Here is a 13,017-nt window from a genome sequence, read left to right as displayed (position 1 = left end):
CCCCCGCGGAACTTTCCACCAGGGCGTTTCTACGTCGCCGCAGGCACCGGCACATCCCGCCCGCCGTCGCCACCCGCACCCCGCACCCCGCGACCTGCAAGCGACACCGGTCACCCCGGGCAGAGCTATACGGTGGAAATCGTTACCACAAGGACGGACAGTGACGAGGCCGCACGGTCGGATCCGGGCCATCGCGACGAAGGGCGAACAAGCCGTGACCAGCTTCGAGGACGCCGCCGCCCTCAGCCGCGCCGAGAGCGGCCTCGCCGTCATCTCGACGCTGCGCGACGACGGCGGCATCCAGGCATCCGTCGTCAACATCGCCTTCATGCGCCATCCGCTGACCGACATCGAGGTCGTCGCGTTCGTGACGTACGGCGCGGTCAAGCTCGCCCACCTGCGGGCCCGCCCGCAGGCCAGCGCCACCGTGCGCTCGGGGTGGCGGTGGGCCACCGTCGAGGGCGTCGCCGAGATCATCGGCCCGGACGACCCCCGCCCGGGGGTCGACGCGGTGCGGCTGCGGCTGCTGCTGCGCGAGGTCTTCCTCGCCGCCGGCGGCACCCACGACGACTGGCACACCTACGACCGGGTGATGGCCGAACAGCGCCGCACCGCGGTGTTCCTCACCCCCACCCGCATCTACGGCCCCTGACCCGCACGAGCCCACAGGGTCGGTCAGGGCCTGCGGTTGTGGAAGGTGCGGCGCAGGTCGCCGATCCAGGCGTCGGGGTTCTCCCAGGGGATGAAGTGGCCGCCGTGGTCGTGGGCGTTGACGTTGACGTGGTTGAACCAGGCGGCCTGCGGGCCGGTGGTGAACGCCTGGACGCGCTCGTCGGCGGTGTGGATGCCCGGCGGGTTCTCGTAGGTGACGAAGGTGAGGCCGACCGGGGCCTGCACGACGGGGGTGCGGTCGTGGGCGGGGGTCCAGGGGTAGCGGTTGGCGTTGGCGTAGTACCGCATCGACGTGGCGATGGAGTTGTTCACCCAGTAGATCGTGGCGTGGGTGAGCAGGTCGTCCCTGGTGAAGACGGACTCGACGTCGCCGCCGTTGTCGCTCCAGGCGTTCCAGCGTTCCAGCAGCCAGGCGAGCAGTCCGGCGGGTGAGTCGGCGAGGCCGTGGGCCAGGGTGGCGCCGTCGAGCATGTGCACCGCGAGGTGGGACGCCGAGCGTCGGTCCATCTCGATGATCCGGGCGCGGACGTCGGCGGGCTGGTCGTCGGTGAGGGGCCGGTTGCGGGCGAGGTCCCAGGCGCGGGGGCCGGTGAAGAAGTCCAGTGGCAGCCCGGAGCCGATGTGGATGCCGTACAGGTGGTCGGCGTACTTGTGGCCGAGCTGGCTTGCGACGATCCCGCCGATGTCGCAGCCCCCGGCGGCGTACTTCTCGTAGCCCAGGGTCTCGGTCATCAGGGTGTGCCAGAGGTCGGCGACCTTCCAGAAGTTGACGTCGGGAAAGCCGGTGAGCGGGCCGGGGAAACCGAAGCCGGGCAGGGACGGCACGATCACGTCGAACGCGTCGGCGGGGTCGGCGCCGAACGCGGCCGGGTCGGCGAGCGGGTCGATCACCTTCGACCAGTGCCAGAACGTCCACGGCCAGCCGTGGGTGAGGATCAACGGAATCGGGCGGGGGCCGCGGCCGGCCCTGCGCAGGAAGTGCACCGGGACACCGGTAACGCTGACCTGGTAGTGCTCGTAGGCGTTGATGGCGGTTTCGGCCTTGCGCCAGTCGTAGCCGTCGCGCCAGTAGGCGACCAGCTCACGCAGATAGCTGGCCGGGACGCCGTAGGACCAGTCCTCGTTCCCCTCGTCCACCGGCGCACGGGTCAGTGTGAGACGGACGCGCAGGTCGTCGAGGACCTCGTCGGACACCTGAACCGGGGCGGGCTCCAGGGGGAAGGCGTGCGGGGATGCCATGGCGTGATTGTCCTACCGGGCAGCGGGAAGCGGTGCCGTCGGCACGTCGGAGGGCCCGGTGGCGAGCCGGTGGACGTCGATCGGGTCGGTCCTCTATTGACCCCGGGTATACACCCGATGTAGACACGGGGGTGTGACGGTCCCCATGGCCCTGCTGGGCCTGCTCGAGCGAGAGCCGAGCCACGGCTATGACCTCAAACGCGACTACGACGCCTACTTCGGCCGGGGCAAGCCGCTGCCGTTCGGCCAGGTCTACGCCACCCTCGGCCGGCTGGCCCGCGACGGCAAGGTCCTCGTCGGCGAGGCCGAACCCGGCGCCGGGCCCGACCGCAAGCGCTACGTCATCACCGAGCAGGGCGTCAGCGAGGTCGAGGCGTGGCTGCACGAACCGGTCGAACCCGAACCGCACCTGCAGACGGTGCTGTTCGTCAAGGTCGTGCTGGCCCTGATGTCGGGACGCTCCGCCGCGGGCTACCTGGACCGCCAACGCGCCGCCCACCTGCAGCGAATGCGCGAGCTGACCGCGCGCAAACGCACCGGCGGCCTCGTCGACGCGCTGCTGGCCGACCACGGCCTGTTCCACCTGGAGGCGGACCTGCGCTGGATCGAGCTGACCACCGCCCGCCTAGACGCGCTCGCCGCGGTAGTACGCCCATGACCGCTGCGAACGCTGGAACCGCTGCGAACGCTGGAACCGCCGGTCGGGGGCGGTCCGAGGCGGCCGGCCCGCTGCTCGAGGCGCGGGAGGTGACGTTGGCGTTCGGGCCGACGCCGGCGCTGCGCGGCGCGAGTGTCACCGTGTGCGCCGGGGAGATCCTGGCCGTCATGGGGCCCAGCGGCTCGGGCAAGTCGACGCTGCTGCACTGCCTGGCCGGCATCCTGACCCCCGACAGCGGCGCGATCCTGTTCGACGGGCGGCGGGTGGACACGATGCGCGAGAACGCCCGCAGCGCGCTGCGCCGCGACCGCTTCGGGTTCGTGTTCCAGTTCGGCCAGCTCGTCGGCGAGCTCAGCGCCGAGGAGAACGTCGCGCTGCCCCTGCTGCTGCGCGCCATCCCCCGCGCCGAGGCGCTGGCCCGCGCCCGGAGCTGGTTCACCCGGCTCGACCTCGACGACACCCGGACCCGACGCTGCGGTGAGCTCTCCGGCGGGCAGGCGCAACGCGTCGCCCTGGCCCGCGCCCTGGTCGCCCGCCCCGAGATCCTGTTCGCCGACGAGCCGACGGGCGCGCTGGACTCGCTGACCGGCGAGCACGTCATGGACCTGCTGGTCGCCGCCGCCCGCGAGCAGGGCACGACCGTCGTCCTCGTCACCCACGAGCCGCGGGTGGCCGCCTACGCCGACCGCGAGATCATCGTCCGCGACGGCAGGGTCACCTCGTCGACGCCCGCGCCGGTGGCGTCGTGATCCGGCTCGGTCTGCGCCTGGCCCTGCGCGGCGGCCGGGAGACGGCCGGGCGCCTCGTGCTCATCGCCGCCGCCGTCGCCCTCGGCGTCGCCCTGCTGCTGGCCACCCTCGCCGGGATCAACGCCGTCAACGCCCAGAACGCCCGCTACTCCTGGCTCGCCACCGGCACCCCCAGCGCCACCGGCACCGGCACCGGCACCGCGGCGAACGCGGCGACACCGTCGGCCGGCCGTGCGGCGGATCCGCTGTGGTGGCTGCTCAGCGTCGACGCATTCCACGGCCGGCAGATCGGCCGGATCGACCTCGCCCCCACCGGTCCGCACGCACCGCTGCCCCCGGGCCTGTCCCGCCTGCCCGGCCCGGGCCAGTTCTACGCCTCCCCGGCGCTGGCCACCCTGCTGCGCACCACCCCGCCCGCGCAACTCGCCGCCCGCTACCCGGGACGGCAGGTCGGCACCCTCGGCCCCGCGGCGCTGCCGGCCCCGGACTCGCTGATCATCGTCGTCGGTCGCCGCGCCGACCAGCTCGCGCGGACACCACAGGCCGCCCGGGTCACCGCGATCGCCACCACCCCGCCCAGTGCCTGCAGCGGGCAGTGCCTCGACGTCGGCATCAACGCCCGCGGCATCGACCTCGTCCTGTCCGTCGTCACCGCCGCCCTGCTGTTCCCGGTGCTGATCTTCATCGGGACCGCGACCCGGCTGTCCGCGGCCCGCCGCGAGCAGCGCTTCGCCGCCCTGCGCCTGATCGGCGCGACCCCGCGGCAGATCGCGGTGATCGCCGCGGTCGAGTCGAGTGTCGCGGCCGTCGGCGGCGTCGCCGCCGGATTCGCACTGTTCGTCCTGCTGCGCCCGGCGCTGGCACCGATCCCCTTCACCGGGGAACCGTTCTTCCCCGGCGACCTGTCGCTGAACCTGCCCGACGTCGTGCTGGTCGCGCTCGGCGTGCCGATCGCCGCCGCGGCGGCGGCCCGCCTGGCACTGCGCCGGGTGACCCGCTCCCCGCTCGGCGTCACCCGGCAGACGACCGCCCGCCCGCCACGCGCATGGCGGATCCTGCCGCTGCTGGCGGGCCTGGGGGAACTGGCCTGGTTCGTCCACGCCGGCCAGCCCGCCGGCACCGCCGGGCAGGTCCGGGCCTACCTGTCCGGGATCCTGCTGACCATGATCGGGCTGATCGTCGTCGGGCCGTGGCTGACCCTCGCCGGGGCCCGCCTGGTGGCCCGGCGCACCCGGCGACCCGCCGCGCTCATCGCCGGGCGCCGCCTGGCCGACAACCCGCAGGCAGGCTTCCGCGCCGTCGCCGGTCTCGCCCTGGCCCTGTTCGTCACCAGCGTCGCCGTCGGAATCATCACCACGATCAACGCCTACGGCACCACCGGCACGCGCGACCACGCCGCCGCGCGTGGCCCGGCGCAACGCCACACCCTCATCGACCGCTTCACCACCTACACCCCCGCAGGACCGCAGGACATCGCCTCGATCCCGGCCTCCCTGCTGGGCGATCTGCGCCGGGTCCCCGGCGTGCGCGGCGTGACCGTGATCCATCGGCCTCCCGGCGCGGGGCGCGTCGACCCGCTGATCGGCGTCGTCTCCTGCGCCGAGCTGTCCGGCACCCCGGCGCTCGGCCGCTGCGCGGCCGGATCGGACCCGGCCACCACCGCCACCCTCAGCACCGACTTCGAGGCCAGGTTCGGCGACCACGCCGGGACGGTCGGGCCGGCGGCCCTGTCCCCCGACGGTCTGCGCCACCTTCCGGTCCAGTCCCTCGCCGTGGACACCGACGGGCCGGCGGCGGTCGAGCGGGCCCGCACCGTGCTCGACCTCGCCTACCTCTCCTACCCGTCGGTCACCATCGCCGAGGACCTCGACCGCGGCCTGCGGCTGACCACCGCCTACCGGCAGCTGGCGAACGTCGTGATCCTCACCAGCCTGCCGATCGCCGGGTGCAGCCTCGCCGTCAGCGTGGTGGCCGGGCTCAACGACCGCCGACGGCCCTTCAGCCTGCTGCGGCTCGCCGGCGCGCCCCTGGGGATGCTGCGCCGCGTCATCGTGTTGGAAAGCGCGCTGCCGCTGCTGGTCCTCACCGTCGTGTCGATCGCCACCGGATTCCTCGCCGCGGGCCTGTTCCTGCGTTCCCAGCTGCACGAGACACTTCAGCCACCCGGGGGCGAGTACTACCTCATCGTCGCCGCCGGCCTGCTCGCCGCGCTCGCGGTCCTCGCCTCGACCCTCCCGCTGCTGCGCCGCATCACCGGACCCGCCGCCGCCCGCAGCGACTGACCGGCCACGCAAGCGGCCGGACCTGCAAGCGTCTGACCGGCCACGCACCCGCCGCTTCGCCGCGCTCCGACACGGTAGATCGTCTGCCTCTGCGGCTGGCTGTTGCCGGTCGCGGGTGTCAGGCGTCGTGAGCGGGTCAGCGCTGAGGCGCCAGGGCTGTGACCCGCGAGGAACCGTCGCGGGTCACAGCCTTCCGATGCGTTTCTCAGTGACACCTCAATGAGATTCGCTTTCCAGGGTCAGCCGAAATTCTTCGGCAGCGGGAGAGGTCGCAAGGGAAGTAGTGGATTGTCTATCGTTCCATATCCGGACGAGATTGACCTCCCGGCTACAACGCTGTACGCGTTTACCACCTCCAGGGACTTTCCCACCCGAGGCCAAGGGAGTTTCGTGACCCTCGACACCGCGGTCTGGATACTGTCTAGCGCGACATGAATCAGGTCGGCGTAATCGTCGGCGTGCTCGGGGTGAGAGATAAGTCCCAGATCCACACACGGAATGACTTCAGCGCCTTCCTGAATCGCAAGATCGATACCGGAAGTCGAGATCAGCGAAATTCCATGCGGCAGGTTCTCGGACAAATTGTCGATAAGAAATTCCGTGGCCGTTCTGGCTAGATCGAGAGAGTTGGTCACATCACACACCCATTTTGCACCGAATGATAGACACTGCCACTATCCGATGTCAGGGTAACAGATATCGACATCCGCCGACCAGGAAAAGCGAGCTTCGCAGGTAGGGAGCCGTGCGGGAAGTAGGGATAGTGTGCATTCTTCCCATCCAACACCCTCTTCCCCCCGTACACCGAGATTTTATAGAAACCCGGTTCGCGCGAGACCGGGGTCATGGCTCCGGTCCAAACAAAGGTTCCCTGGGCCGTCTCGCCGAGACGAATGACTCCCGAGTCTCCGGGGAACGACGGGTTATTCTTGCAGCTTGGCGTGGAAACGGGAACGATGGCGGATGCTGTGCCAGCGGACCCGACAAGAGTCGCGGCTAGCGTCAGAAAAAGCGCCGCCAAGGATACTGCAAGCCTTTTCACACGCACAGACCTTTCTACTGGGAAGGTGTTGGCTACCCCTAGCCAAGAGGTCCATGGCGGAACAGGTCAATCCATGTGGCACAAACCCTCGTCAATTTCGTACCGCGGGGGTTTCGGGCGGTTGTGTAGTTGAAAGTGGAACGATCGCCTGATGGGCGAGAAAATCTCACCGTCCGCTCAAGGCTTTGAGATCGACTAGGTCGTCGGCCTGGCCGCCCACCGAACCCAGGGGGCCCGATTCAGGCCGAACTCGTCACCGAGTGTGTCTAACCCGCCCCCTACCCCTGTTCAGGGGAGGAGCCGCGAAACTGCGGCTTCACCCGCCTCGCGCAGACAACCGAATGACGCCGAATATCATGCAGTCCGCTGACGTTCAACAGAACACAAGGCGTTATGTATACCTAACGGTAGATATCGAGCCGGCAAGTGAATATATAATCACTCGGTGTGACGAAGTGGCGGCGCGCGAAGGGACAACATTCCTCAACCCCAGGCACCACGAGAGAGCGCCTACCTTCTCCCCGCAAGCAGGATCAGCCCGATGGGGATCTACTCAGGCTCTACGCGGCCTCGCGAGCACTGCGGCGGTCGGCAACCCAGTGCCGGACCTGCCCCGGGTGCGGATGCGGACGCCGGCGGCCGGACGGCACCTGCCCGGCTGCCCGCACGAACTGGTTCACACGTCGCCCTCATCGTCATCCGGCGCATCGGGGTCGCGCAGCTCGCGGATCGCTCCCTGCGCGAGGTCCGGCAGGACGAAGCTGTAGGTGCCATACATTCCGAGGTGCCGGTTGACGAACGGCGACAGCCTGGCCATGTCCTCCTCGCGCACCGGGTAGGCCTCGGCTTTGGGATGTCGGTAAGGAACGTGGCACCAGGTGCAAACGGCGACGATCTCGCTGGCCTGCGGTGACGCGGCAGCTCATCGCGTTCCTCACCCTCGGCGGCCGTAACCGGGCGGACTACGGACGCGCCCAGCGCCTGCTCATCGATCTCGTTCGAGCTTCGAGCCCACTCAGCTCGTGCGCTCCAAGAGGCGGTCGGTCCAGATGTTCGCGAGGCTCTCCTCGTGGTCGAGGCTCAGGCCCGGCGCCATCGTCTGGGGGGCGCGGGCCAGCGGGGAGGCGATGATGTGGTCGAACCATGCCCTGAGCTGCGAGAGCGGTCCCCGGTTGTACTGGGGCATCCCGATCACCAGGGAGGTCGCGTCGGCGGCTTCCACGCTGGTGTCGATGCGCACAGTCCTCCTATCGCTCCCCTCCTATGCGGGGAACTTCCCCCACATAGGAGGCTACCGCGAAGTGGGGAAGATCGTCCGTTTAGGTTAGGATGAACGCATGACGACTGGCAGCAGCAGCCCGAGCAAGCCGCTGCGGGCCGACGCGGAACGCAACCGGTCCGCCATCCTGGCTGCCGCGGCGCGGCTGCTGGCCAAGAACGGCTTGTCGGTGTCACTGGACGACGTGGCCGCAGCGGCCGGAGTCGGAAGCGCGACTCTCTACCGGCGCTTCAGCAGCAGAGACGAGCTCGCGTCGGACGTCCTCGGGCAACAGATGGCCGAGTACGTCGCCCGGACCGAAGCAGAACTGGCCCGGTCCCAGGACGACCCGTGGGGGGCCCTGACGTCGTACACCCACTTCGTGGTGGAACGCCAGATCGCCGATCGCGCCTTCGCCGAGGTCCTCTCCTCGCCCGGGCTGGGCACCGCCGCGTTTCGAGAAGACCTCGATCGGACCTACCGAGACTTGCAGGCCATCGTTCAGAACGCACTGGACGCCAAGGTTGTGCGACCGGACATGCACTGCAGCGACCTGCTCATGCTCTTCCGCTCGGTCAACGGCCTCATCGCAGCTGACGCCGAAACGGCTACAGAGGCGTGGCCACGGCTCGTGGCCACCTTCCTCGCGGCCTGGAGGAGCGACGGTCCTCCGCTGCCGCCGGTGTCCGCGGTTTGGGAGCGGACAGAGGCCTGACCCGGATCTTTCCTCAACGTCATCCATATCGACACCACCGACACCTCACCCAGGGCCGAACTCGCCGTCGCCCTGTTCGCCCACATGGAGCGGGTCTTCGCGCGTGAACGGGCCGCGCACGCCCGCGCCGTCCTACGCGGACCAGCGCTCACCCGCCCCGGGACACAGCGTGCACGACACGGACCGGCAGCACCAACCGCCGCGAAGGACCCCGCCGACGCCGGTGCTCACCGGCGTCATTGTCGGAAAGCCACAACGACAGGCCTCCGACCTCGGCAGCGTCAGTGCTGGGCGCGGCGCGGCGCGGCTGCGAAGGTGAACCCGACAACGGAGCGAGACCTTGACACGGCCGTCCCGCTCCACCACGCGGCGAAAGGGAGACAGGGCGGTGCACGAGAAGATCGTGGTCACGGGGATCGGCGCGATGACCCCGCTCGGAGGTGACCTCGACGCCACGTGGAGCGGGCTGCTTGCGGGCCGCTCCGGCGTCACTGTCCTCGAGGACGACTGGGCGGCGGACCTGCCCGTCCGCCTCGCCGCCCGGCTTCCCGTCGACCCGGGGGCGTCACTGCCCCGCAAGGAAAGCCGCCGCCTCGACCGCTGCGAGCAGATGGCGATCGTCACCGCCCGCGAGGCGTGGGCGCAGGCCGGCCGGCCCGACGTCGACCCGCAGCGCCTCGCCGTCGTCATCGGCACGGGCTACGGCGGGGTGGCCTCCACCCTCAGCCAGCACCGCATCGTCGAGGCCGGCAACGCCCGCAAGATGTCCCCCCACGCGATCATCATGCTGATGGCCAACGGGCCGGCCGCCTGGGTCAGCATCGACCTCGGCGCCCGCGCCGGCGCCCGCACCCCGGTCAGCGCCTGCGCCTCAGGCGCCGAGGCGATCGCCGTCGGCATGGAGATGATCCAGCACGACCTCGCCGACGTCGTCGTCGCCGGCGGCGTCGAGGCCGCCGTCGACAACCTGCCGTTGGCCGCGTTCGCGCAGATGAGGGCGCTGTCGACCCGCCACGACGATCCCGCGGCCGCCTCCCGCCCCTTCGACGCCGACCGCGACGGCTTCGTCCTCGGTGAGGGCGCCGGCATCGTCGTCCTCGAACGGGCCTCCTTCGCCGCCGCCCGCGGCGCCCGGGTGCACGCCGTCGCCGCCGGCGCCGCGGTCAACTCCGACGCCCTCGACATCGTCACCGCCGACCCCGCCGGACAGTCCCGCGCCATCAGCACCGCCCTGGCCCGCGCGGGCGTCGTGCCCACCGACATCGGCCTCGTGCACGCCCACGCCACCTCCACCCCGGTCGGCGACCCGCTGGAGGCCGAGGCGATCGCCGAGACCATCGGCACCCACCCGGCGGTCACCGCGACGAAGTCGATGACCGGTCACACCCTCGGCGCCGCCGGCGCCATCGGGGCGATCGCGGCGATCTGCGCCCTGCGCGACGGCGCGATCCCCCCCGTGCGCAACCTCGACCGCCTCGATCCGGCGATCAAACTCGACGTGGTCACCGGCACCGCCCGCCACGACACCGTCCACGCCGCCGTCGCCAACGCGTTCGGCTTCGGCGGCCACAACGCCACCCTCGTCTTCACCGCCGCCTGACCCGCACCGCCGTCCGACCCGCACTGCCGCGTGACCCGCACTGCCGCGTGACCCAGCACCGCCGAACGACCATCGGGGCCGGCCGCGCCACGACGCCGCCCCCGCCCCCGCCGTCCGTCCCACCGGTCACGGTGCCGACGGGTCCGTTGCGGCGTGCCGTGCGCCTTCCCTGCCCCCGATCCCGCGCACCGCACGCCGCGACCCGCCGCACAGCTCCAGGGCGTTGCGCGAACGCGGCCCGCGCCGGCCGCCGAGCCTTGCTTCGGCCGCCGTGACGGGACCGCTATGACGCGACCGAGCGCACCATCTGCACGATGGCCACTGCATCGGCCGTCCGGGATACCCGTCCGCTCGGAACGAAGCCGACCCGACGGTAGAGGCGCAGCGCCCGGTCGTTGTCAGCCCCGGTCCACAGCTGCAGCCGAGTGAACCCGTGACTGCCGGCCTGGTCCACGAGATAGCCGATCAGCAGCTCTCCGACTCGTCGCCCCCAGTGCTCGGGGTGGACGAAGACCATCGAGATATGGCACAGCCCGGTCAGTCTCGGCCCCCGCCCGTCCTGATCGCGGCCCGGCTCGGCCAGCAGCATGCCGAGAACCTTCGTGTCGGCGCCGGCGATGACCAGAAGTGCATCGGGGGCGGTGAGTTTCGCCCGCACCCTGATGATCCGCTGAGCGTCGGGAGGTCGTCCACGGGCACCATTGGCCCGGCGCCAGACGTCCAGCGCAGCGGGAAAATCGTCGGCGCGGGCGAGACGCACCACCACCGGGGCCGGTTCCAGCACAGGTTCCATGGGCTCAGGATCACCGCTCCCCCGGATGGAATTGCGCGCCAGCTTTACCCACTACCGAGTTCACCGTCAGACCGCAGCCTCGGGGCTCGTTCTGGATCAGACAGCGCCGGCCGCCTCACCGCCCGGGACTGGCTGCGCTGGCGGCTCGCACGAGGGCTGCGAGGGCCGGCGACGTGCTGTGGGCGGGCCAGGCGAGCAGCAGGGTGACGGGCTGGGCGTCTGTCACCGGCACACAGGCGAGATCGTGGCGTAGTGGTGTGGTCACGAACCGCGGGACCATGGCAACCGTCTGGCCTAGCGCGACGAGTTGCAGCAGTTCGGTGAGGCTGCGCGCCTCGGGGCCGGTGGTCGGCCCACGCTGCCCGTGGACGTTCTCGTCGCGGAGATCGGCCGTGCGCAGGCTCGCTCGGGCGGCGAGTGGGTGCGAGGCGGGGAGCACGGCCATCAGAGGTTCGGTCAGCAGCGGCTCGGTGTCGAGCCCGCTGAGGTCCTCGGCCGGGCTGTACAGCAGGGCGGCGTCGGCGAGTCCGTCGCGCAGCAGCCGGACGCGGTCGGTATGGAAGATCACCCGCACCGGCAGTGAGCACGGCTCGCGGTCGCAGGCGGTGAGGATCGCCGACAGCAGGCCCGCGTCCCCGCCTGCCTTCATCGCCAGGATCAGGTGCGGGTCACCGGCGTCCGCCCGCCGGGTACGCCGGACCGCGGCATCCACCGCGTCCAGAGCGTGGCGCGCCTCGCGGGCCAGCACCTGCCCGGCCGAGGTCAGCGTCACCGCCCGGCTGTTGCGCTCGAACAGGACGACACCCAGGCGGCGCTCCAGCTTCTGGATTGACTTCGACAGCGCCGGCTGGGCGATGCCAAGCCGGGCGGCGGCCCGGCTGAAATGCAGCTCGTCGGCCACCGCCAGGAAGTGCACCAGTTCGCGGGTCTCCAGCGGTCGATCCATGCCGGCAGATTATCGATCGTGACTCGGCGGGTCTTGGACGCGCACCGCCAACGATGGTGACGTGAAGGCCATCGCACGTCCTTTCCGTCCGCAGTGAGAAAGGTGCGCATTCGACATGGAACCGATCGAGATGGAACCGACCGAGCCGACGGCGGGCCTACGTGAAGTCCTGGAGCTTTATCGCGGCGCGGCAATCAGGCAGGCCGCCGATGACATGCGGGGCCTCTACGCGGCCGACGCGATCCATGAGTTTCCGTTCACCCCGCCCGGCGTGCCGTCCCGGCTCACGGGCCGGGACGAGATCGTGGGCTGGATAGCCACGGGCTGGCGCACTCTCCCGCTGCGGTACGAGCGGTACCGCACCATCGCCAGCCACGACACCGGCGACCCTCAGACGATCATCGTGGAGCAGGAGGCCCTCGGGAGGAACACGTCCAGCGGTCGGGCGTTCGCGCTGCCCAACATCGTCGTCCTCACCGTCCGCGATGGGCAGATCGCCCACCTGCGCGACTACGTCGACGTCCTGGCTGCGGCGGACGCCGCCGGGCGCGCCGCCACCGCCCTGGGCTGACGGCTGGGGCGGGTGTGGACGTCGACGGTCGGGTTCGTCTGGCGCCACGACTCGGTCCTGGACCCCGACGGCGTCGGATCGCGGCGCGGTGCCGCTGGGTGCGGTCACGGTCGTCGGCGAAGGTCGCGCGCGGGACTGTCCCTGGCACGGTTGAGGGCGGCTGTCTCCTGGCGGGTGATCTCGATGGAGGCTTCCAGGTGCCGGGTGAGGAAACGCAGCTCCTGGGTGGAGTAGGTGGCGTGGAGCCGGTCGAAGGCGGCCCCGATGCTGAGATAGACATTCTCGCGAGCGGCCAGCCCGGCGAGGTCCACTGTGACAACGACCTTGCGCCCGTCCCGCGGGTCTGCCTGCCTGCGGGCAAGCCGGTGGTCCTCGAGGCGGTTGATGACGCCGGTGACGGCTCCCGAGGTCACGGCCAGCCGCGCCATCAGGGAGCCCGCGGTCTGCGGCCCGTCGTGCAGCAGGATGCTCAGCGCCTTCATATCGGTTACC

General features: G+C 70.8%; 13 protein-coding genes and 1 pseudogene. 7 read left to right on the top strand and 7 right to left on the bottom strand.

Features of this window, described 5'->3' with window-relative positions; genetic code table 11:
• Nucleotides 1–160: 160 nt before the first annotated feature.
• Nucleotides 161–652 carry a TIGR03618 family F420-dependent PPOX class oxidoreductase gene (locus FRAAL_RS16000; RefSeq protein ID WP_110431406.1) on the top strand — a complete coding sequence of 164 codons (492 nt, stop codon included), beginning with the start codon at nt 161–163 and terminating at the stop codon, nt 650–652.
• A 23-nt stretch (nt 653–675) separates the two neighbouring features.
• Here the strand turns inward: FRAAL_RS16000 and FRAAL_RS15995 are convergent, their stop codons facing one another.
• Nucleotides 676–1,911 (bottom strand): epoxide hydrolase family protein, encoded by a 1,236-nt coding sequence (locus FRAAL_RS15995; protein WP_011604800.1) that lies wholly within the window; start codon nt 1,909–1,911, stop codon nt 676–678.
• A 133-nt stretch (nt 1,912–2,044) separates the two neighbouring features.
• Between FRAAL_RS15995 and FRAAL_RS15990 the strand changes: the two genes are divergently transcribed.
• From FRAAL_RS15990 to FRAAL_RS15980, 3 genes are read left to right on the top strand one after another with little or no spacing between them, the layout of a single operon-like run.
• Complete coding sequence (locus tag FRAAL_RS15990; RefSeq protein WP_011604799.1) at nt 2,045–2,569, top strand: PadR family transcriptional regulator; 525 nt, start codon at nt 2,045–2,047, stop codon at nt 2,567–2,569.
• On the top strand, nt 2,566–3,318 hold the full coding sequence (locus tag FRAAL_RS15985) for an ABC transporter ATP-binding protein (protein ID WP_011604798.1): 753 nt from the start codon (nt 2,566–2,568) through the stop codon (nt 3,316–3,318). Before FRAAL_RS15990 ends, FRAAL_RS15985 begins: the two co-directional genes overlap by 4 nt.
• Nucleotides 3,315–5,600 carry an FtsX-like permease family protein gene (locus FRAAL_RS15980; RefSeq protein ID WP_011604797.1) on the top strand — a complete coding sequence of 762 codons (2,286 nt, stop codon included), beginning with the start codon at nt 3,315–3,317 and terminating at the stop codon, nt 5,598–5,600. The genes FRAAL_RS15985 and FRAAL_RS15980 overlap by 4 nt, the downstream gene beginning before the upstream one ends.
• Nucleotides 5,601–5,839: 239 nt before the next feature.
• On the opposite strand, the gene FRAAL_RS33085 is transcribed toward FRAAL_RS15980, so the two are convergent.
• From FRAAL_RS33085 to FRAAL_RS15970, 3 genes are all read right to left on the bottom strand, one after another.
• Nucleotides 5,840–6,235: a hypothetical protein gene (locus FRAAL_RS33085; protein ID WP_157734401.1), complete on the bottom strand. Its 396-nt coding sequence runs from the start codon at nt 6,233–6,235 to the stop codon at nt 5,840–5,842.
• A 1,083-nt stretch (nt 6,236–7,318) separates the two neighbouring features.
• A complete protein-coding gene (locus FRAAL_RS15975; RefSeq protein ID WP_011604794.1) occupies nt 7,319–7,474 on the bottom strand; it encodes a transposase in 156 nt (51 codons plus the stop codon).
• A gap of 183 nt (nt 7,475–7,657) precedes the next feature.
• Nucleotides 7,658–7,882 carry a hypothetical protein gene (locus FRAAL_RS15970; RefSeq protein WP_011604793.1) on the bottom strand — a complete coding sequence of 75 codons (225 nt, stop codon included), beginning with the start codon at nt 7,880–7,882 and terminating at the stop codon, nt 7,658–7,660.
• Between the two features lie 97 nt (nt 7,883–7,979).
• Here FRAAL_RS15970 and FRAAL_RS15965 point away from each other — a divergent pair, with 97 nt between their 5' ends.
• Both FRAAL_RS15965 and FRAAL_RS15960 read left to right on the top strand, forming a co-directional pair.
• Entirely contained in the window at nt 7,980–8,615 is a 636-nt protein-coding gene (locus tag FRAAL_RS15965) for a TetR/AcrR family transcriptional regulator (protein ID WP_011604792.1), read from the top strand.
• A gap of 388 nt (nt 8,616–9,003) precedes the next feature.
• Entirely contained in the window at nt 9,004–10,215 is a 1,212-nt protein-coding gene (locus FRAAL_RS15960) for a beta-ketoacyl-[acyl-carrier-protein] synthase family protein (protein ID WP_041939377.1), read from the top strand.
• Nucleotides 10,216–10,498: 283 nt separating this feature from the next.
• Here the strand turns inward: FRAAL_RS15960 and FRAAL_RS15955 are convergent, their stop codons facing one another.
• Both FRAAL_RS15955 and FRAAL_RS15950 read right to left on the bottom strand, forming a co-directional pair.
• A complete protein-coding gene (locus FRAAL_RS15955; protein WP_011604789.1) occupies nt 10,499–11,008 on the bottom strand; it encodes a GNAT family N-acetyltransferase in 510 nt (169 codons plus the stop codon).
• 115 nt (nt 11,009–11,123) lie between these two features.
• Complete coding sequence (locus tag FRAAL_RS15950) at nt 11,124–11,954, bottom strand: LysR family transcriptional regulator (RefSeq protein WP_011604788.1); 831 nt, start codon at nt 11,952–11,954, stop codon at nt 11,124–11,126.
• A gap of 115 nt (nt 11,955–12,069) precedes the next feature.
• Between FRAAL_RS15950 and FRAAL_RS15945 the strand changes: the two genes are divergently transcribed.
• Nucleotides 12,070–12,525: a nuclear transport factor 2 family protein gene (locus FRAAL_RS15945; RefSeq protein ID WP_197537198.1), complete on the top strand. Its 456-nt coding sequence runs from the start codon at nt 12,070–12,072 to the stop codon at nt 12,523–12,525.
• A 104-nt stretch (nt 12,526–12,629) separates the two neighbouring features.
• Here FRAAL_RS15945 and FRAAL_RS15940 read toward each other — a convergent pair.
• Nucleotides 12,630–13,013 (bottom strand): annotated as a pseudogene (locus FRAAL_RS15940) (MarR family winged helix-turn-helix transcriptional regulator); the annotation flags it as partial.
• Nucleotides 13,014–13,017 lie beyond the last annotated feature (4 nt).

The organism is Frankia alni ACN14a (assembly GCF_000058485.1).
Taxonomy (GTDB): Bacteria; Actinomycetota; Actinomycetes; order Frankiales; family Frankiaceae; genus Frankia; species Frankia alni.
This window is presented reverse-complemented; position numbering and strand designations above follow the sequence as displayed.

What these genes read in the sequence shown, in the direction of transcription:
- FRAAL_RS15945 (WP_197537198.1), top strand. Translation starts at nt 12,070, where the DNA reads ATGGAACCGATCGAGATGGAACCGACCGAGCCGACGGCGGGCCTACGT.
- FRAAL_RS15965 (WP_011604792.1), top strand. Translation starts at nt 7,980, where the DNA reads ATGACGACTGGCAGCAGCAGCCCGAGCAAGCCGCTGCGGGCCGACGCG.
- FRAAL_RS15950 (WP_011604788.1), bottom strand. Translation starts at nt 11,954, where the DNA reads ATGGATCGACCGCTGGAGACCCGCGAACTGGTGCACTTCCTGGCGGTG.
- FRAAL_RS15955 (WP_011604789.1), bottom strand. Translation starts at nt 11,008, where the DNA reads ATGGAACCTGTGCTGGAACCGGCCCCGGTGGTGGTGCGTCTCGCCCGC.
- FRAAL_RS15995 (WP_011604800.1), bottom strand. Translation starts at nt 1,911, where the DNA reads ATGGCATCCCCGCACGCCTTCCCCCTGGAGCCCGCCCCGGTTCAGGTG.
- FRAAL_RS15985 (WP_011604798.1), top strand. Translation starts at nt 2,566, where the DNA reads ATGACCGCTGCGAACGCTGGAACCGCTGCGAACGCTGGAACCGCCGGT.